20 protein-coding genes are annotated in these 19,218 nt (G+C 41.4%); 3 read left to right on the top strand and 17 right to left on the bottom strand.

The window, feature by feature from the left end:
• Positions 1-215: 215 nt before the first annotated feature.
• The 11 genes from ABC371_RS07025 to ABC371_RS06975 all read right to left on the bottom strand — a co-directional run bounded on the left by ABC371_RS07025 (position 216) and on the right by ABC371_RS06975 (position 10,459).
• Positions 216-872 carry a 3'-5' exonuclease gene (locus tag ABC371_RS07025; protein ID WP_412896134.1) on the bottom strand — a complete coding sequence of 219 codons (657 nt, stop codon included), beginning with the start codon at positions 870-872 and terminating at the stop codon, positions 216-218.
• Positions 873-886: 14 nt separating this feature from the next.
• Positions 887-2,767: a DUF294 nucleotidyltransferase-like domain-containing protein gene (locus ABC371_RS07020; protein WP_412896133.1), complete on the bottom strand. Its 1,881-nt coding sequence runs from the start codon at positions 2,765-2,767 to the stop codon at positions 887-889.
• An 80-nt stretch (positions 2,768-2,847) separates the two neighbouring features.
• Complete coding sequence (locus tag ABC371_RS07015) at positions 2,848-4,506, bottom strand: sodium:solute symporter family protein (protein WP_412896132.1); 1,659 nt, start codon at positions 4,504-4,506, stop codon at positions 2,848-2,850.
• Positions 4,507-4,726: 220 nt separating this feature from the next.
• On the bottom strand, positions 4,727-5,029 hold the full coding sequence (locus tag ABC371_RS07010) for a DUF4212 domain-containing protein (RefSeq protein WP_116352046.1): 303 nt from the start codon (positions 5,027-5,029) through the stop codon (positions 4,727-4,729).
• 93 nt (positions 5,030-5,122) lie between these two features.
• Complete coding sequence (locus ABC371_RS07005; protein WP_412896131.1) at positions 5,123-5,302, bottom strand: hypothetical protein; 180 nt, start codon at positions 5,300-5,302, stop codon at positions 5,123-5,125.
• A gap of 619 nt (positions 5,303-5,921) precedes the next feature.
• Positions 5,922-6,449, bottom strand: coding sequence for a chromate transporter (locus ABC371_RS07000; protein ID WP_412896130.1), 528 nt, complete (start codon positions 6,447-6,449; stop codon positions 5,922-5,924).
• On the bottom strand, positions 6,446-6,997 hold the full coding sequence (locus ABC371_RS06995; RefSeq protein ID WP_412896129.1) for a chromate transporter: 552 nt from the start codon (positions 6,995-6,997) through the stop codon (positions 6,446-6,448). Before ABC371_RS06995 ends, ABC371_RS07000 begins: the two co-directional genes overlap by 4 nt.
• 104 nt (positions 6,998-7,101) lie before the next feature.
• Entirely contained in the window at positions 7,102-7,707 is a 606-nt protein-coding gene (gene pcp, locus ABC371_RS06990; protein ID WP_412896128.1) for a pyroglutamyl-peptidase I, read from the bottom strand.
• A gap of 14 nt (positions 7,708-7,721) precedes the next feature.
• Positions 7,722-8,252, bottom strand: coding sequence for a chromate transporter (locus ABC371_RS06985; protein ID WP_412896127.1), 531 nt, complete (start codon positions 8,250-8,252; stop codon positions 7,722-7,724).
• Positions 8,249-8,824, bottom strand: coding sequence for a chromate transporter (locus tag ABC371_RS06980; RefSeq protein ID WP_412896126.1), 576 nt, complete (start codon positions 8,822-8,824; stop codon positions 8,249-8,251). The genes ABC371_RS06985 and ABC371_RS06980 overlap by 4 nt, the downstream gene beginning before the upstream one ends.
• Positions 8,825-8,848: 24 nt before the next feature.
• Entirely contained in the window at positions 8,849-10,459 is a 1,611-nt protein-coding gene (locus tag ABC371_RS06975; RefSeq protein ID WP_412896125.1) for a gamma-glutamyltransferase family protein, read from the bottom strand.
• Between the two features lie 271 nt (positions 10,460-10,730).
• Between ABC371_RS06975 and ABC371_RS06970 the strand changes: the two genes are divergently transcribed.
• Positions 10,731-11,180, top strand: coding sequence for an Lrp/AsnC family transcriptional regulator (locus tag ABC371_RS06970; protein ID WP_136381571.1), 450 nt, complete (start codon positions 10,731-10,733; stop codon positions 11,178-11,180).
• A gap of 91 nt (positions 11,181-11,271) precedes the next feature.
• A complete protein-coding gene (locus ABC371_RS06965) occupies positions 11,272-11,625 on the top strand; it encodes a cupredoxin domain-containing protein (protein ID WP_412896124.1) in 354 nt (117 codons plus the stop codon).
• A gap of 32 nt (positions 11,626-11,657) precedes the next feature.
• Here the strand turns inward: ABC371_RS06965 and ABC371_RS06960 are convergent, their stop codons facing one another.
• From ABC371_RS06960 to spoIIQ, 4 genes are all read right to left on the bottom strand, one after another.
• Positions 11,658-12,437 (bottom strand): ABC transporter permease, encoded by a 780-nt coding sequence (locus ABC371_RS06960; RefSeq protein ID WP_412896123.1) that lies wholly within the window; start codon positions 12,435-12,437, stop codon positions 11,658-11,660.
• Entirely contained in the window at positions 12,434-13,345 is a 912-nt protein-coding gene (locus ABC371_RS06955; protein WP_412896122.1) for an ABC transporter ATP-binding protein, read from the bottom strand. Before ABC371_RS06955 ends, ABC371_RS06960 begins: the two co-directional genes overlap by 4 nt.
• 1 nt (position 13,346) lies before the next feature.
• Positions 13,347-13,535 (bottom strand): PLDc N-terminal domain-containing protein, encoded by a 189-nt coding sequence (locus tag ABC371_RS06950; RefSeq protein ID WP_412896121.1) that lies wholly within the window; start codon positions 13,533-13,535, stop codon positions 13,347-13,349.
• Between the two features lie 223 nt (positions 13,536-13,758).
• Positions 13,759-14,655, bottom strand: coding sequence for a stage II sporulation protein SpoIIQ (spoIIQ, locus tag ABC371_RS06945; protein ID WP_412896120.1), 897 nt, complete (start codon positions 14,653-14,655; stop codon positions 13,759-13,761).
• A gap of 794 nt (positions 14,656-15,449) precedes the next feature.
• Between spoIIQ and ABC371_RS06940 the strand changes: the two genes are divergently transcribed.
• Positions 15,450-15,896 (top strand): VanZ family protein, encoded by a 447-nt coding sequence (locus ABC371_RS06940; RefSeq protein ID WP_412896119.1) that lies wholly within the window; start codon positions 15,450-15,452, stop codon positions 15,894-15,896.
• Between the two features lie 11 nt (positions 15,897-15,907).
• On the opposite strand, the gene spoIID is transcribed toward ABC371_RS06940, so the two are convergent.
• Both spoIID and murA read right to left on the bottom strand, forming a co-directional pair.
• Positions 15,908-16,927 (bottom strand): stage II sporulation protein D, encoded by a 1,020-nt coding sequence (gene spoIID / locus ABC371_RS06935; protein WP_412896118.1) that lies wholly within the window; start codon positions 16,925-16,927, stop codon positions 15,908-15,910.
• A gap of 415 nt (positions 16,928-17,342) precedes the next feature.
• Positions 17,343-18,641 carry a UDP-N-acetylglucosamine 1-carboxyvinyltransferase gene (gene murA, locus ABC371_RS06930; RefSeq protein WP_412896117.1) on the bottom strand — a complete coding sequence of 433 codons (1,299 nt, stop codon included), beginning with the start codon at positions 18,639-18,641 and terminating at the stop codon, positions 17,343-17,345.
• Positions 18,642-19,218: the final 577 nt, after the last annotated feature.

The following is a 19,218-nucleotide window of genomic DNA, read 5'->3' as shown; positions in this document are numbered from 1 at the left end:
AAAATATTCGTCATATGAATTGCTAGATCTTTGAAGACGGTTTACGCCCCCTCACCTCAAACACTCTCTTTGTTAGGTTTGTAACATTTTATTAGCTTGGTTGAGGGATTATGCTATAAAACTCAAGAGGGACAAGGCATTTATCAAAATATTTTTGAAAATTGCAGTTTTTTTCAGATTGGACAAGTTGTATTGGAGTCTGGACAACCCGTGTATCATAAAATCCGATTCTGATTTTCGGTTGCCTGAAGAAGGTCTCCCCAGGTTCGCATACCGCGATCTTTAAAATGTTGGAGAAGTTCAACAAATAAATAAGCCGTCGTTAAGGCGTCACCAGTGGCAGTATGTCTTTCATAGATCCGTGTTCCAAAATTCTGCGCGTATCGGTGTAAATCTCGCATATCATAGGATGGAGAAATAAAACCAATCAAATCCAGTGTATCAATCGCTGGCACCCGTTGTAGGCTGTATTTCTCGCGCTTCAACTCGCTTTTCAAAGTGACAATATCAAACAATACACAATGACCAATTAGGCAGTTACTATTTTGCTCTATAATAAATTTAAAAAGATTCGTAATTCCTTCAATTGCGGTCGGTGCATTTTCGACCTTATCATCCGTTATTCCTGTCAATTCGATTATTTCCTGAGAAATTTGTCGGTTTGGGTTAACATATGTATGGAATTGTACTTCCTCACAAACTTTCAATCCATCCACTTGAACCGCTGCAATTTCAATTAATCGATCGACAGTTGCAACCTGAAATCCGGTTGTCTCTGTGTCAAAAACGGTAAATCTAATCTCATCAATTGGAGTCGATAACGGAATTTCCTTATGAATTCGAGGAAAAAGGGGCTTTCTACCAAATATCACAGGTCCGACTCCTCTCATATTTGAAAATGGGCATTTACTAGAGTTTGCATCTCCTTCAAAATTTTTACACTTAAAATGAGTTCTTCCTTTTCCTTTGTTGTTAAATGTGAAAATTGAAGGATCGATGTGAGTTTCTCCTTGTTTTTATATTGATTCCACCTTTGGTTTACATAAAAACGCATCACATCTGCTACAGCAGTCTTCACATCTTTTCCAAAATTCGGACTAAACGCCTTCTTCTCTACTAATCTATCAATCCGCTGGAATGGGGTTCCCGAGATGATGCCATATTCCAAAGATAGGATTTGCAAGCTATGATGGTAAGGAAATAAAATTTCCTTTTTAACATCTAACTGCTTACGATCTAATTTAAAAAGGGCACGAATAGGTTGTTCTAAAGAAGGTATTTGGTGCTCTTGTTCGTGAAGACGGAACAAAAAGATTTTAGCGTGCTTCATTTTTTCAAAAAGCTGGGTTTCAAATTCAAGGTTAAGCTCTTCATCCCCATATAAAAAACGGTAGGAAAAGAAGTTCTGTGCAAGTAGCATATTTTGATTTGTTGCCTGACTGATCCAAGTCTGAACACGCCCCATCCACGTTTCTATGGAACCTCGCCAACTTGGATTACTCGCCATCATATCCCCAAGACAGCGTGCGTACCCTGCCTTTTCTAGTAACCTTACGATCTCTTCTCCTAATTTTGAAAAATAATCATTCACCTCTAGTGAACTATTTTCGTAGACAAGAAAGTGGTCCTGGTCTGTTAACAAAAACTGTTCTTCACGACCAGCGCTCCCCATTTGGTAAAAGCAGAACTTGGTTGGAGGAAGCAGACCATCTCTTTTAGATAGCTCCTCAATCGCCAGCTCAATACATCGTTTTACGAGCCGATCAAATAGTTTTGTAACACTATCTAATACTTTAAAAATCGGAACACCGTCTTGTAAAAGCGCATCGACCACATCATAAATGGCGGTTTTTACAGTTGGTAGAGTTTCACGTGTAGCCATCTCAATTGTCTTAATCGGCCTCATCATATTGTCCGTATTTTGCCGCAACACATCCGATAACGTTATAATTCCCACTACCTCATTTTCCTCAACGACAGGCAAATGCTTCACACCATGTAAAATGAAGGTGGAGAGTGCTTCATAACAAAAGGCGTACTTCGAAATAATAATGGGGTTTTTCGTCATAAAGTCGGAAGCATTTGTGTTTCCATTTTTCCTTTTATAAATGACTCTTGAAACAAGGTCACGCTCTGTAATAATACCTAGAAGTCTTTTATTTTCAACAACAAGAACAGAGCTCGTTCGGCGCTCCGTCATTTGTTGTGCAATGGTACTGCAGACCGTGCTTCGATCAACTGCGACGAGTGATGTGGTCATAACATCCTGGACCCTTCGAACAAGGGAACCACTATTTTTCGCTTTTCTTGTTATCATCACCTGCTCGGCTAATGAACTGTAGATTTCTTTAAGACGAATCGCAAGTTGAGTGAAAAGAAATTGGTGAAAATCGGGGTCATGGAGGCGTTTTTGAATGACATGATTTGGGATGAACAAACATTGTCCAGGGTCTGTTGCTATGACACCGACTCGGTATTCCATGTCTCGCTTTGGACCGCCGATTAAATCTGCAATATTTGATAGCCCGATTAATTCCCCAGGCTTTATTATTTCAAGTACCTCACGATTTTCACTAGGTCCCACAAACACTTCCGCAACGCCAGAAAGCAGCAGAAGTATTCCCTCCCGCTGCTCATTGGCCTGAAACAATAGATCTGACTGCTTATATGTTTTATGCTGACAGAAGGAGAGGAACTCAAACACTTCCATCTCAGACCATTCTTTAAACAAAGGATGATCTTTCACCCATTCATAGATCTGTTCCATGTTTATTCCCTCTTTTAAAACGGTCCTATGCAAAATCGCATAGAACCGTTGAAATTTTTATTCGAGAATCCGATTTCCTGTTAAGCATCCTCTTTAAGCCAAACCTCGCCATCCTTGTATACCATTTGCTCTGGGTAGCGCATATCAACGACCTCGTCTTGTTTAGCCTGTGATGGCGCTTCTGTCATGAGGGAAACAATGATGTTTCCTAAGAAACCAGCCGCTGCCCCAAAGATTCCAGCACCTGTATCGATAATACCCAGGATCGTGAAGCCACCGTATTTTGCTGCAAAAATGTACGATAACACGACGACCAATCCGATGAGCATACCTGCGATAACACCCTTGGCATTTGAACGCTTCCACCAAACTCCAAGTACGAGCGCAGGGAAGAACGTACTAGATGCAATTGCAAAGGCCCATGCTACAATTTGCGTGATTGCACCCGGTGGGTTTAACGCAACTAAACCTGCAATTAGTGTCGCAACAACAATTGACCAACGAGCCACGTTCAAGCGGTTCTTTTCCGTTGCTTCAGGCTTTAACACACGATAATAGATATCATGCGCAAATGAAGATGAAAGTGCAATCATCAAACCACCAGCCGTAGACAAGGCTGCTGCCATTGCCCCCGCTGCCATTAATCCGATGACAAATACACCAAGGTTTGCAATTTCTGGTGTCGCCATTACCACGATATCATTGGCAATCGTCATTTCCTGCCATTGTAAAATCCCGTCGCTGTTCGCATCGGCCAGCTTTAATAAACCTGTGTCAACCCAACTTTGTGTCCAAGCAGGAAGCTCTGTCATTTTTTTACCAGCTACTTGCGTCATCAAGATGAAACGAGAAAACGCTGCATATGCAGGAGCTGATAAGTATAATAAGCCGATGAATAAAAGTGCCCATGCACCTGACCAACGAGCTGCCTTCATTGTCGACACCGTATAGAAACGAACGATTACGTGCGGCAATCCAGCTGTACCACACATTAACGTGAACATTAACGCAAGAAATTGCCACTCAGATCCTGTTGCAAACGGTGCAAAATATTCTGTGAAGCCAAGCTGGCGATCAAGTTCTCCAATTTCTGCAACCACTTTTCCATAAGATAACCACGGCAATGGATTGCTTGTTAATTGTAAGGAGATAAAAATAACTGGAATTAAGTACGCGACAATTAATACGATATATTGCGCAACCTGTGTCCAGGTGATTCCTTTCATTCCACCCATCGCTGCGTAGAAGGCAATCAGGACTACCCCAATCATTGTTCCAACTCTAGCGTCTATTTCAAAAAGACGCCCGATTACAACCCCAGAACCAGATAATTGGCCAATGGAGTACGTAAACGAAATGATAATTGTACAGACTGCCGCAACAATACGCGCTGAATGGCTATCGAAGCGGTCACCGATAAACTCTGGCACCGTGTAACGACCATATTTACGAAGCTGTGGCGCAAGGAGGAAGGTTAATAGCAAATATCCGCCTGTCCACCCCATGATATAGGCAAGTCCGCCATATCCTAGTGCCATAATGGTGCCGGCCATTCCAATGAACGATGCCGCACTCATCCAGTCCGCTCCTATCGCCATTCCATTATAAATAGGTGGCACTCCACGTCCAGCTACATAAAAGTCCGAGGTCGCCCGCGCTCGGTTGAAGATGGCAATTCCAATATAAAGACCAAACGACGCTAAAATAATGATTAATGAGACCAGAAATTGTGTATCCAAATTTCCTCCCCCTTTGGGTTCAAATATAGGTACTACTATTTTGTAGGAAAACCTGTCTCTTTTTATCGTATTGTTTGAGTTTTGTAGATTTTAAGACATATGGTGTGAGATATTTTTTTGTTAAGGTAGAGACTTGCTTTTTCATCAAGGCACGTCTAGAAGTAGGGGTATTCCTGTTACGCAGATCTAGATTTTATGAGTATGATTGTTAGGTAGGTTTTTAATGATCAAGTACTTTTCCAGAGCTAATTTGCTCATTTTTCTCTTCGTCAATGCCGTATTTTTGGTCAATTTTATCGCTTACCTTCGCATTCACAAATAGAATAATGATAAAGGTAACCACTGCACCCTGTGCCCCCATGAAATAATGGAACGGCAATCCATTTACCGAAAATGTGGAAAGTGGCTTTGCAAAGAGAACCACTCCAAATGAAACAAGAAATCCGATAATGAGATAAATAATAATATTTCTTGTTTTCTCCCTAAAGTATCCATCGGCAATCTTCTTATCAACTTTTTTCAACTACTAGCACCTCCATAAAAATAGAATTGATATGAACTTTCGGTAAACCATTTTGTCGTTTATATCACCTCCTTTAAGGTTTGTACTAGGTTATTAGCCTAGGTTAAAAATAAAACGGATCGTTTCCCCAAGTGGTGCGGGAAAACGGATGATTTCAAAGACAAAATACGCAAAGATGGACACAAACGGCAGAAGTAAAAAGAGGGGGCGCTTACGCTTAAACGCCATAAAAAGGCTAAATCCAACAATAAATAGCATGAAATATAAAATCATAGATAACACTCCTTAAATGTAAGCGTTGCCAACAATTTCGAATGGCGAACGATTACACTTTCTATATTTACGATTTACATTTTATAATATTACGAAAATTACTAATATTTATATTATGAATTTATTTCCAGGGCTCGTCAAGAAAAGATTTTGGCGAAATTTTGGGGAAATAAGGACAATGTGAGTCCTGCTTAGAGAGGGGAAAGCTTACAAATGAGTTTTGGGGTTTATTTGAAAACGCACTAACATTATGACCATTTACGAGCTCAATTTTGGATTATACTGGAAGATACTAGATATAAAGTTATGATATTAGTGGGCTTTTGGGTATTAAAGGAAATCCCTTCTCTTAAATCGCTTTTATACGGATTTGGATTATACTGGAAAAAGTCATTAGATAAAAGCTTGTTATGTCTAGACTTTTGGATATATAAGGAAAAAGACTTAACATAAAGCACTTTTATGGCGACACCTTTGGGTTTTCTTGGAAAAAACCATTATATAAATCGACTTTTTGTACTGACATTTGGAAATATCAAGAAAAAATGCTAGCATAAAGACCTTTTTTAAACAACTTTAGGGTTATACTGGAAAAACTCAAACAAAAACCCCTCTCCTCCTACAACAACACCGCCCCATACAAAAGCGATCCAACAATCACATACGCGGGGTGAACCTTCCATTTTTCAAGCAACAAAAAACTAAACACCACTAAAATTATACTATGGACCAACCCGGCATCCTCATATGATTCCTTAAAAAAGCGGTATGCCATTGCACCTAAAAGAACAGCGATCGTTGGTCGGATAAAGTTCGTCATCCGCTTTACTTTCGGAGAGTGCTTAAACTTTTTCAAGATACTTAGTAAGCCAATCATTAAAATTAGCGAAGGAGCAACAGTCGCAAAGATGGCAACCACCGCGCCCAACACTCCCGCTTGTTGAAACCCGATATACCCAGCCATCTTTGTTGCAATTGGTCCGGGCAACGCGTTTCCAATTGCAATCACTTCACTAAACTCATGAACGGACAACCAGTGATAACGATGGACCACTTCATTTTCAACAAGCGGAATGGAGGCTGGCCCGCCGCCATAGCCGAGGATCCCAGGTATAAAAAACGCAATAAAGAGCTGTACATAGATCATGATTGTGTCTCCTCCCGTTTGTCCTTTTTCACCAAGGCAAGTACCAGTAGGGCACCAACTAAAATACCGGGATGCACGCCGAACACATCCAAAACCAACACACTTACCACCCCTAGTAAGATTGCCCTAGTCCATCCAAGTCCCTTTTTTGCATTGATGAGGAATTCCCAGGTTAATTGGGCAAGCATGACTCCAACTACAGCCAGCACCGCTTTTGTCATTCCCTGCACCCAAGCAAGATTTTTAAAGGAGGTCAATGAGGTGAGCAAAACAATCATTAAAAGAATAGTCGGGACTGAGGTTGCCAAAACGGCATTGATCATTCCAAGCCAACCGCCAACCCGAGAGCCAATATAACCGGCCATTTTAGTCGCGATAGGTCCTGGCAACGTATTCCCAAGCGCCAGAATATCACCAAAATCATCATCATTTAACCACTTGTAATGCTCTACTGCTTCCTTATGGACAAGTGGAATTGAGGACGGACCACCCCCATAGCCAAGTAAGCCAACTTTCAAAAACGCATAAAAGATATGTAATTGCTTCATTTTATAAGTCCTTTCAAAGATTGAAAAAGAGGAAGCCCCGGATCGGGCTTCCTCTTAGTGTTTTCAAATATTGGTCTTGTATTCAAATTAGGCTATTGCCCAAATTACTCCCCAAGCACCTCAATCATCGTACGAATCGATGCAGTTAGATCCGCTAATGACCAGCTCGGAATGCCATTTTTCTTCAATGCAAGTTCATGCGAAGCTGGAATATGAATAAATCCCGCACGCATTTCAAGATTTTCCTGCTCAATTTTATGCAAGACTGAGTACATCACATTGTTGCAAAGATAGGTCCCTGCCGTGTTTGAGATGACAGCCGGGTAGCCTTTTTCAACCGATGCATTTACAAATGCCCGAATCGGCAATGTCGAAAAATAACCCGCTGGTCCTTCCTCTTCAATCGGTGCATCTTGCAATTTCACACCGCTGTTATCTGCAGCTCCATCACGACAGTTGATTGCAATTCGCTCAGGTGTCACTTTATTTCTTCCTGCAGCAAGCCCTAATGAAATCACAACATCCGGCTTTATCTCATTGATATGTGCGATACATTGTTTAGCTGATTCTGCAAAATCAACGGGTAACACTTTTCCTACAATTTCATATCCACCGATGGTTTGCCCTTCTAAAGCCCTCACGATTTCCTCTGTTGGATTAATTGGATTATCTAAAAATGGGACAAACCCTGTTAGTAATAATTTTTTCACGTTCTCCACCTCTTTTAAGCTAGAAAAATTGCGCCATATCCTAGTGCCCCGATGATGACATACGCGGGGTGAACCTTCAGCTTTTCCAACAATACAAAGCTAACCACAATGATCACGATCGTTTGTAGCCAGCCTGCATCCTCATAGGATGTTGTGAAAAAGCTGATCGTCATAATTCCGAGTAAAACGGCGATTGCCGGGCGTACATAGTTGGACATGCGTTTTACCTTTGGAGAATCCTTGTGTTTGTATAAAAAGCCAAGTAGAACGACCATTAAAATTAACGAAGGTGCCACGGTAGCAAAAATTCCTACGAGTGCCCCTGGAATACCTGCCACTTCATACCCAATATATCCTGACATTTTTGTAGCGATTGGACCAGGTAGTGAATTTCCAAGAGCGAGCACCTCACTAAATTCAGAAACGGTCAACCATCCGTATCGTCCCACGACCTCATTTTCAACAAGCGGAATTGAAGCAGGACCTCCGCCATACCCAACAATTCCTGGTATAAAAAAGGCTAAGAAAATTTGCCAATAAATCACATGCCTACACCCTTTTCTATTGTTTGCTTAACTTTCGGTGCTTTGTCTTTCTTCACGAGTGCTGCCACCAATAGCACCCCAATGATGATTCCTGGATGAACCCCAACAAACTCCATTAATAAGAAGCTCACAACGATGATTCCTGCTGCAAATTTCCAGCCTAACGCGTCCTTTGACTTTTTAAAGAAGTCCCATGTTAAAGTCGCAAGCATCACGCAAACAACCGGGACAACCGCCTTTGTCATCCCCTGCACCCATGGCTGATCTTTAATAGAAGATAAAAAGGTTAACAAGATTATCATCATAAAAATAGTTGGAACGATCGTAGCCAATACGGCATTGATCATCCCTACCACACCTGCAACGCGGTAACCAATATAGCCTGCCATTTTCGTTGCAATTGGCCCAGGTAATGTGTTTCCTAAGGCAAGCACATCAGCAAATTCATCATCATCCATCCATTTGTATTTACCGACTACCTCTTTATGAACGAGTGGGATGGAGGAAGGTCCGCCCCCGTACCCCAATAGCCCCACACGTAAAAATGCTAAAAATAAATCAAGCTGTTTCATACTATCAACCCATTTCCGTTTCGATTACCAAGATGCAATACTACCGTCTGTTCTTGCTTCCGTACCACCTGAGAGAACACCTGTCTTCGGGTCTCTCCAAATGATTTGACCGCGACCAAAGCTGCCGCCATCCAGCGCCACCTGAATTTGGTGACCACGTCTCGCAAGTGCCTGTGCAACATGCGTTGGGAAGTTCGGTTCCACCACTACTTTTTTATCTTCAATCCATTGCCATCTTGGTGAGTCAAGAGCAGCCTGAGGGTTCAAATGGAAATCAATTGTATTCATGATCACTTGCGCATGACCTTGTGGCTGCATGTATCCACCCATGACACCAAATGGACCGACCGCTTCCCCATCCTTTGTTAAAAATCCAGGGATGATTGTGTGATAAGTCTTTTTCCCTGGCTCTAGCGCATTTTCGTGAGTTGGGTCTAATGAAAAATCATGACCACGGTTTTGTAAGGCAATCCCCGTTCCCGGAATCACGATTCCAGAGCCAAAGCCCATGTAGTTACTTTGGATATAGGAAATCATGTTTCCTTCCGAGTCAGCAGCTGCTAAATAGACAGTGCCTCCACGTGGTGGTGTTCCTGGTTCTGGTGTTAGTGCCTCTTCACCAATCAGGCTTCGTCTTTGTGCCGCAAATTCTTCTGATAAAAGCTGCGCTGCCGTCACTGACATTTTTTCAGGATCTGTCACATATTTTTTCCCATCTGAAAAGGCTAGTTTCATAGCTTCAATTTGCTTATGATAGGTATCAACCGCTTCTTTTTCCTTGATGTCAAAACCGTTTAGGATATTAAGCGCCATTAACGCAACAATTCCCTGACCATTTGGCGGAATCTCCCATACATCATAGTCACGGTAGTTCACCGAAATTGGCTGCACCCACTCAGGCTTATAGTCTGCTAGATCCTCTTTTGAAAGGAAGCCCCCATGTTCCTTGAAGAAGGCATCGATTTTATCTGCTAACTCGCCTCTATAAAAGCTTTCCGCATTGGTTTCTGCAATAGAACGTAGAGTATTTGCATGACCTTTTGATTTCCACACCTCGCCAATTTCAGGTGCACGTCCCTCCGGTGCAAATGTATCAAACCAGCTTTTATATTCTGGTGCAGTGAATATTTCTTTGTATTTTTTATAGGCACCCTTCCAGTATTTTGCTAGAACAGGTGATAATGGGTAGCCTTCCTCGGCATACTGGATAGCCGGCTTCAAAACTTCCGTTAAAGGAAGCTTTCCAAAACGTCGAGACAGTTCTGCCCATGCAGAAGGAACGCCAGGCACCGTTACTGGTAATAAGCCAAATGTCGGCACTTCTTCGTAACCTTTTGCTTTCACCGCATCAATTGAAATGCCTTTTGGCGCTGGTCCACTTGCGTTTAGACCATGCAGTTCACCCTTCACCCATACAAGTGCAAAGGCATCCCCACCGATCCCATTCGAGGTCGGCTCTACAACGGTTAAAGTTGCCGCCGTTGCGATGGCTGCATCAATCGCATTTCCGCCTTTTTTTAGAATGTCTAACCCTGCTTGGGCTGCTAATGGCTGGGACGTTGCCACCATCCCATTCTTCGCAAAGGTCGCCATTCGTTGTGAAGCATACGGGTAATTCAGATAATCCAAATTCATTTTTAAAATCCCCCTTCTATGTACCCCATTTTTGACAATTGTTAGTTATTTTTCGCAAATTGATTAACAAACGGAATTTATTGTTTATAATTATGATTATAATTGAAATTTAAATTATATTCTATAATTTTGATGAAATAAGTAAAAATGCGTAAAAATAGGGTTTAGACCGTAAATCACATTGTAGGGATGTCCAATTTGTTGCTGTGTGTTGCTCAAACCGATGGTAAAATAAATGTAAGCAAGTAAACCGTTGAAAAGTGGTGATTCAATGAAAATCGATGAAACAGATAAAAAAATTCTTGAGTTGTTAACGATAAATGGAAGAATGTCCTACGTGGATATTGGAAAAGAGCTGGGTCTATCAAGGGTGTCGATTCGCGAGCGCGTCAATCAATTAATCGAAAAAGGCGTGATTGAAAAATTTTCAGTCGTGATCAATTCTGAAAAAGTGGGTAAAGGAGTGTCTGCCTTTTTCGAAGTGGACTGTGAACCTGCTTCACTTGTAAGGGTAGCGGAGACACTCGCGAACAACCCAAGTGTCGCAAGCTGCTACCAAATGACAGGACCAAGTACCCTGCATATGCACGTCCTTGTCGAGGACTTCGCCAAGCTTGAAAAATTTATTAACGAAGAGCTTTACAGTTTGGACGGAATCACACGGGTGGAAAGTCATATTTTATTAAGAAGGTTTAAAAGTCGAACTGGTCTTAAATTATAATGGTGTCGGGAAATTTTCCGACACTATTTTTTCTTGTTGATAATATTTTTCGAATTAGAAAATGCTAGTAATAGAAAGGAGGGATTCTCAAATGTCTGCGATTAAATGGTTAATAGGATTTTGTGCTGTGTTCACGTTGCTTTTAGTTGGTTCAACAGGTGTAATTGCCCAAACTCAGCCGATAAAAGTTGAGGTCGAGTTAAACGATAACTACTTTAACCCGAAGGAAATCACGATTCCCCAAGGCAAACCATTCGTGTTGGTGTTGAAAAACAACGGCGTTAAGGAACACACCTTCACAGTGGAAAAGCTTAAAATTGACTATGAAATCAAACCTAAACAAATGAAAATTGTGACTGTGGAGCCAAAAATGTCCGGTACATATGAACTGATATGTCGGTATCATTCCAAAGAAGGAATGACGGGACAAGTAATTGTAAAATAACAGGCATGGCCAATTGGCCATGCCCTGTTTCATTATGATGCCCGTTCTTTTTTAGCAAAAAGATAGATTGAACTGATCAGCAGAATCAAAATTAGAAGAATTGATATCGTCAATGATAGAGCAAAATGTTTGTCCGGGCTTCCTGTTAATAGAAGTTTGCTTGCGTGTGTCGATAGTCTTGCCGGGCTCCATGTCATCCATTTTGATAATAAGGAAGTGATAGCTGACAGCCCAATCGCTACTAATAATGACACAAAGGCCACAATTAAATTACTTTTAAAAAGTGAGCTTAATAGAAGGGTGACCGTCACAAGGAACACAAGCCATGTTCCATAAACAAGTGAACCCTTCATTAATTCCCCGAATCCAATATCGCCAATTAATACTCCGGTATAATACCAAGACGCTAAGATTCCTACTAAAAATGAACCGACTGTCATTAAAACAATACTGGCCCATTTAGCTGTAATGTAATTAGCAAACGAAACGGGCTTTACGAGAATGATTTCAGACACGCCGCTATTTTTCTCAGCCGCAACAATTCCCATGAACGCTAGCACTAGCACCAGTATGCCAATCTGGGAATACTGCCCAAAGGTTTGCACAATGACCTCTTGAGGCGATGGGATTGGCATTTCAAAAACTGCTCCCTCTGGCAATTCGCCCGCTGCTTTGATAATTTCCGGCAAATAATACGAGGTGACCGGTTGCATGATTCCTAATAAAATAAACACAAGTGGAATCCACAGAATTTTAAAATTCCGCGTCATTTCAATCCATTCTTTTTTAAACAATACTATCCATTGCCTCATGACTTCACCACCTTCATAAATACATCTTCAAGCGACGATTGCCCCAATTTAAACGTGGAAACTGGTATATTTTTAATCAAGATATCTTGTAAAATAGCATTTCGCGCTGCTTCAAGCTGTGTGACCACAATTGTGGCCGTCGTCCGGTCTACGGTCACTTCATGAACCGACTCTATCGCTGTTAAGCCGTTTGCCCAGCCCGTAATATCTGTTTCTGCTTCTATGACGATTACATCATGCTGATGCTTTTTTCGGAGACCCGCTAATGAATCGCTTAATGCCAATTCACCTTTACGAATGATGACAATATCATCACAAACCTCTTCTGCGTCATGCAATACATGTGTAGAAAATAGGATTGTCGTTTTCTTTTTCAATTCGCGCATCATTTCAATGACCTCACGGCGACCGACAGGGTCAAGAGCGGACACAGGTTCATCAAGCATGACAAGCTTTGGTTCATGAATCATCGCTTGGGCAATTCCTAGGCGTTGCTTCATTCCACCCGAAAATCCACCGATCTTCTTTTTCTTTGCGTCAGCGAGCCCTACTAATTCTAGTAAATCATCCGCTTTTTGATGGGACTCTTTTTTTGATAAATGTGCAAGTTCTCCAACATACACTAAAAACTCACTTGCCGACATCCAGTTGTAAAAGACCGGGTGCTGTGGCAGATAGCCAATGTATTTACGATGATCACCATTTGCCATACCATCAAATGCTATTTTTCCTGAGGTCGGGTGGAGGAGTCCCGCTAGCATCCTGAGTGTGGTTGTTTTTCCCGCTCCATTTGGACCAAGCAGGGCGGTGCAACTTCCCTTTTTAATCTCAAAAGAAAGATGATTCACCGCTAGCTCCTTCCCAAACCGCTTCACTAAATTTTCGATTGAAACTAGAGTTTCCGTCATCCTATCTCTTCCTTCCAATTACAAAATAGAGAATCGGACCAATCATGCTGACTAAAATGATGACAAACACCCATAAAATCTTTGGTCCATTCGTTCCTTCGCTTCTTGCAAGGTCAATTAAAGCTGTCACCATTAAAATTAATTGAATCACAATAATCGGTGCGATAAGCGCCCAGTTAATATCTGCCATGGTGGATCACGTTCCTTTCAAATGTTTTTCCGAAGATAATACGTTTGAGGTTCAGAAAAAGTTCAGTGGAAATTAAAAAATGCGGGACCATCGTCCCACCACTGTTTTACAGGGCCTAGAACTGTCCCCTTGTCCCATCAAAAAAACCGACTACTCGGTTAGAGTAATCGGTTTGAATTTTAGCTAAAGTTGCCACCACAGCTAGACTACGGTTTCTCCTGGCTTATGCTTTCGCCATGCCGATTGAAGCATCAGTTGAGTTTGCATTTTCCTCTTCATCTGAGTCTTCATCGTCAGCAGGAGTGCCTTCTTCATCTGCTGGTTTCTTACTGTCTTCTGGTTTCTCTTCTTCTTTAGGTTGCTTATCTTCTGCAGGTTGCTTGTCTTCTTCCTTACTTGCAGCCTCTTTGTCTTCTGTACCTTGCTCACTATTTTCAAGCGTCGTTACAGATTGTCCAAAGTACTCAATTGGGTTAACTGCTACTCCGTTGTTACGGATTTCAAAGTGTACGTGAATTGCTGCCTCTTTGTCAAATTGATTTTCGCCAGCCATTCCAAGGACTTCACCTTGTTCAACTACGTCACCTTTTGCTACTTTTAACTCTGCAAGTGATTGATACATTGTGACCACACCGTCAGTGTGCTCGATTTCCACAACATTTCCGTGTAGTGGATCCTTTTCTGCACGTGTTACAGTTCCAGCTAATGATGCAACTACTTCAAATGCCTTACCGTCTTTAGCAACGATGTCAATTCCTTTGTTAGGGGAATAAATATTGTTATAGACTACAAGAGCTGCTTCTTGCTTTTCTGCTGAAGCTTCTGCATCGTAGAATTCCCTAAAGACTTGAATGGCATCTTCGTCAATGACAGGCATCTTAAAGTTTTCTGCCGCTTGGTTTACTGGTAAGCTTGGCTCGTCACCTGTAGCTGTTCCCGGTTGATTTTCACCATATTTCAAATCATCCTTCGCTACATCGTTTTGTCCTGTGAACCATAAAACCGCGGTTAGAATGAGTGCTGCACTTACCAAGTAGATTGCTGGAAATACCCAACGCTTTCTAAATAAGCGTTGTAAACTTGATTTTTGAGAAGTACGTTTCTTTTCTTCCTCTCTCATGTTTATCACCTCAGCAACCATTCTGAACACATTCGCGGAATTATATACATATTCAAAAAATTTTTTTCGATTATTTTTCGACAAACCCCAAAATATTATTCATAGATTCCAAAATTTTGTTAAAAAGAGGGCCATGGGGACGGTTCCGTTGGTCCCCGGAGTTCGGTGGGAGCCACAGGGGGTGCCAAAGGGACGGTTCTTGTGGTTCCGGAGTTGATGAAGGACTTTATTAGAGGGGTGAGTGCGCTTTTGGGACATCATCTCAAGGAATTTCCGCAGCCGGACGCGCACTCGCGGCTTCACACTCTGATGAAGGACTTTTCACTTTACCCAGGCTTGTATTCAGGTCTTCATCACCTCGATGAAGACCTTTCTCAAACTGTCTGACGCTCTTTCAGGACTTCATCCCTTCAATGTAGTCGATTCGAACCAAGCGCGCCTTCCACATTTCCTTTTCATAACCCCAATGAAAGGGATTCGAACCCTAACGCACCCTTCACTTTCCTCTTCATAACCCCGATGAAAGGGATTCGAACCCTAACGCACCTTCCACTTTCCTCTTCATAACCCCAATGAAAGGGATTCGAACCCAAACACACCTTCCACTTTCCTCTTCATTACCCCGCCAAAGCTGAAAACCACCATTAATTTCCTTGCATCTCCCTCTTTCTCCAACCGCCCTGACGACGTTCAATCCTCATACATCTTAATAGCACATTAAAAGCATCTCCCCCACACTTCCAATGAATGCTATACTATGTAAGTACATTTTTAAAAAGGAGAATCATTCATTCATGAAAGCTTTTTTACGACTTCTACTATTAATCGCACCTTTTTTATATATGATTATTATTTTCATTTTATCCAGTCTTCCATCAGACGCAATTGTGAATACGCCGTTTTCGTGGGATCAGGCTTTTAAAGAATCACTCCACCTAATTGAATTTGGGATTCTCTACGGACTATGGGTTATGTTTTTTCTCGTCCTAGGAAAGTTCACGCCGAAAACCAGTATCCTAGCTGCGGTTCTCTCCATCGCGTATGGGTTCTCTGATGAGTTTCACCAATATTTTGTTCCTTATCGGTCCGCGACCGTCATTGATCTTGTTAAAGACACAATTGGTGTACTTGTCCTATTCACAATTGTAAAAGTAAGCTATTTTGGTGAAAAACTACCACGATTCAAAAACCTTCTTCAATGGATAGAAGGACTGAACAGCAAAAAGGCAGATGGGAACTAATCCCTCTGCCTTTACTTTTTCACCGTTAATTTATTTAAAAAGTTCTCTGTCGATGTAATTTCCACGCCCTGATAGTAGTACGCCACGATCTCCTTGTAGTTCTTTCCTTCCTTCGCCATTCCGTCTGCGCCGTACTGACTCATGCCAACCCCGTGTCCGTAGCCTTTCGTCTTAATGACAACATGGTTGCCCTGACGTTCCAACGTAAAATCCGTCGAGCGCAGTCCTAATGTTTCACGAACTTCCCTACCTGTAAAACTCTTTCCGCCAATCTCAACCGTTGCAACACGATTGGACTTAGTTCTCGCTGTCACTTTTCCAATATCATTTCCGCTGCCGATCTTAATCCCGAGCTTTTGTTCAAAATCAGCAACTGACATTTGAACTTGGTCGTAAAATTTCTCTGTATTTACATCCCACGGACTTTCGACACTTTTTAAATAGGGATATTCATTACTATAGTAATCCTGGGAATTTTCCGAGTAGCCATTACTCGTTGAGAAAAATTGGGCATCAATTGGCGCACCGTCATAGGTCAGAATTTGACCCTGTGTTTCTTTCACGGCTTGCGTAATCTTTTTAATTTTCCAGTCATAATCGCCTTTCCATTCCGCCTTTAATTCCTCGATGTTTTTATATACCTGATGGTTCGTCGTATCTGACACATCAGCACCATCTGGAACACCGATTTTTTCCTCACTTAGCATATGACGCACCACATAGGTTCTTGCAGCCAATGCCTGAGCCTTTAATGCCTCTAATTCAAAATTTGCAGGCATTTCCTGAGCTAGGACACCTACGACATAATCCTCAAGCGGAACATTTTCAATTTTTTGAGCACTGACGCGGTGCACCGCCACCTCTACTGTCGGGCCCGAAGCAATTTGAGGCGGTTCTGGATTCGATTGTCGTTCTTCTGCGAGTTTTACCGCATCCTTATCGGAGAACGGAATGACAAGCATCGATGGAATCAATAGAATCAAGACAAAAAGGACAGAAACTAGTACAATGATGGGTTTAATCTGTTTCATGAATGCAAGCCTCCACATTAAAATTAATGCATTTCGTTCATGCACCTATATATCAATATTTATGGTGGTGGACAAGCATTTATGACTCAAAAATATTAAAAAAGCCATATTCTATTTTCTACCAAAAATAGTATAATTTACCTAGTATGTCCATTTTAAAATAAAAGGGGAAACGAGAAAAATGAGTAAAAACTTGATAAGCAGAATATGTCTTGCACTTGCTTTGTTAATTACGGTTTATAATTTTTTTATCACTGATAATCCAGACTCTCGCGCGACAGGCGTCATATTAGTACTTCTCATCATCGCAAATATCATTTCTCTTTTTAAAAAAGAAAACATTTAAATGTATAAAAATAAAAAAGCTAGAGATATTACCTTGTATGGGTAATGTCCCTAGCTTTCCTGCGGTTAGTCAAAAATTCACTTTAACTTCTTCCACAAGGCTTTCTGTTTCTTCATTTATACGTTCAATGTCAGCACCTAATGCCGCAAGCTTTTGGTGGAAGTTCACATAACCACGGTCTAAGTGCTTCAGTTCTGTTACACGAGTGTAGCCATCTGCAACCAATCCGGATAAAATAAGTGCGGCAGCAGCTCGTAAATCAGTTGCGGCTACTTCAGCTCCTTGAAGCTGAGACTCTCCGTTGATAATAACAGAACGGCCTTCAATTTTGATATCACCGTTCATGCGTCGGAATTCTTCGACGTGCATGAAGCGATTTTCAAATACAGTTTCTGTGATCATACTTGTACCCTGTGCACGAAGTAATAATGCCATCATTTGTGATTGCATATCAGTTGGAAAACCAGGATGTGGCATCGTTTTAATATCGACGGCTTTTAATCTATCTGGTCCAATGACACGTAAACCATCTTGTTCTTCAATGATGGTAACGCCCATTTCTTCCATTTTTGCAATTAGCGAACTAAGGTGTTCGGGTACTGCACCACGAACAAGCACATTACCACCTGTTATTGCAGCGGCCACCATAAATGTGCCTGCTTCAATACGATCAGGGATTATATTATGTGTTGCTCCACGTAATTCTTCTACACCTTCAATTCGAATGGTGCCAGTGCCTGCACCTCTTACCTTGGCTCCCATTGCATTTAGGAAGTTGGCAAGGTCAACAATCTCTGGTTCTTTTGCACAGTTTTCAATGATAGAAACTCCATCAGCAAGTGTAGCAGCCATCATAATGTTTTCAGTAGCTCCTACGCTTGGGAAATCCATATATACTTTTGCACCGCGAAGTCTTCCATTAACTTCGGCATCAATATATCCATTTCCAACCTTCACAACTGCACCCATTGCTTCAAATCCTTTTAAATGCTGGTCAATCGGTCTTGAACCTATTGCACAGCCGCCAGGAAGAGCAACTCTCGCGTGACCATTGCGGGCAAGCAATGATCCCATAACAAGTACAGATGCGCGCATTTTTCGAACATATTCAAAAGGTGCTTCTGTTTTTAGCTCTCTTGATGCATCGACAACGATTTGATTGTTTGCAAATGTAACCTCTGCGTTTAAATGGCGCAATACCTCATTAATCGTATACACATCTGAGAGCGTGGGTACTTCATTTATTACACTTTTACCATTACTAGCTAATAAGGATGCAGCGATAACTGGCAAAACAGCGTTCTTTGCGCCTTCTACTTTGACTGTGCCGTTTAACCTATGACCGCCGCGGACGATGATTTTTTCCAAGGTATTCCCCTCCGCGTCCCATTTTCTATATATTCATATTCATTCTTAACAATTGGTGTTCCATCTTGACTGTTGTTTATAGAACCCAATCTTTGCATATTCATTACTTTTAGTGGAAAAATTCGTTCGCACTGATGTAGTATATGCAACCCACCGGGCAAATGTCTCTATTTTGGGTGTATGTGCATCTTGTACGACGTTTCATAAAAATTGGATGATCACCGCGCTAACACGGCTTATTCCAAATCTTTTCATGTATAATTTTTACACAAAACCAATTTACATCATATCACTCGGAGATACATTGGCACAAGTGAAATTTGTGGGAATTTCGCAATAATTGTCGACAAATATTTGAATATTCGTAGGAATATTATTAAGTGAAAACTTTCCATAGTTCACATAGTACATATAATACGAAAAGAACGTCTTTTTTTTGAGGGTTTGTCTTCTTCTTTATATCATTTAAAGTTATCCTAAAATAGGAATTGATGACATTCTAGAGGACAATCATTTGTGGAAATATTGCCTATGGGAATTAGCCTTTGAAAATCATCAACTCTAAACATAAGGTTCC

The organism is Bacillus jepli (assembly GCF_047238305.1).
In the GTDB taxonomy this organism is placed as follows: domain Bacteria; phylum Bacillota; class Bacilli; order Bacillales; family Bacillaceae_L; genus Ferdinandcohnia.
The sequence above is the reverse complement of the archived record's forward strand: the minus strand, read 5'-3'. Positions and strand labels throughout refer to the sequence as shown.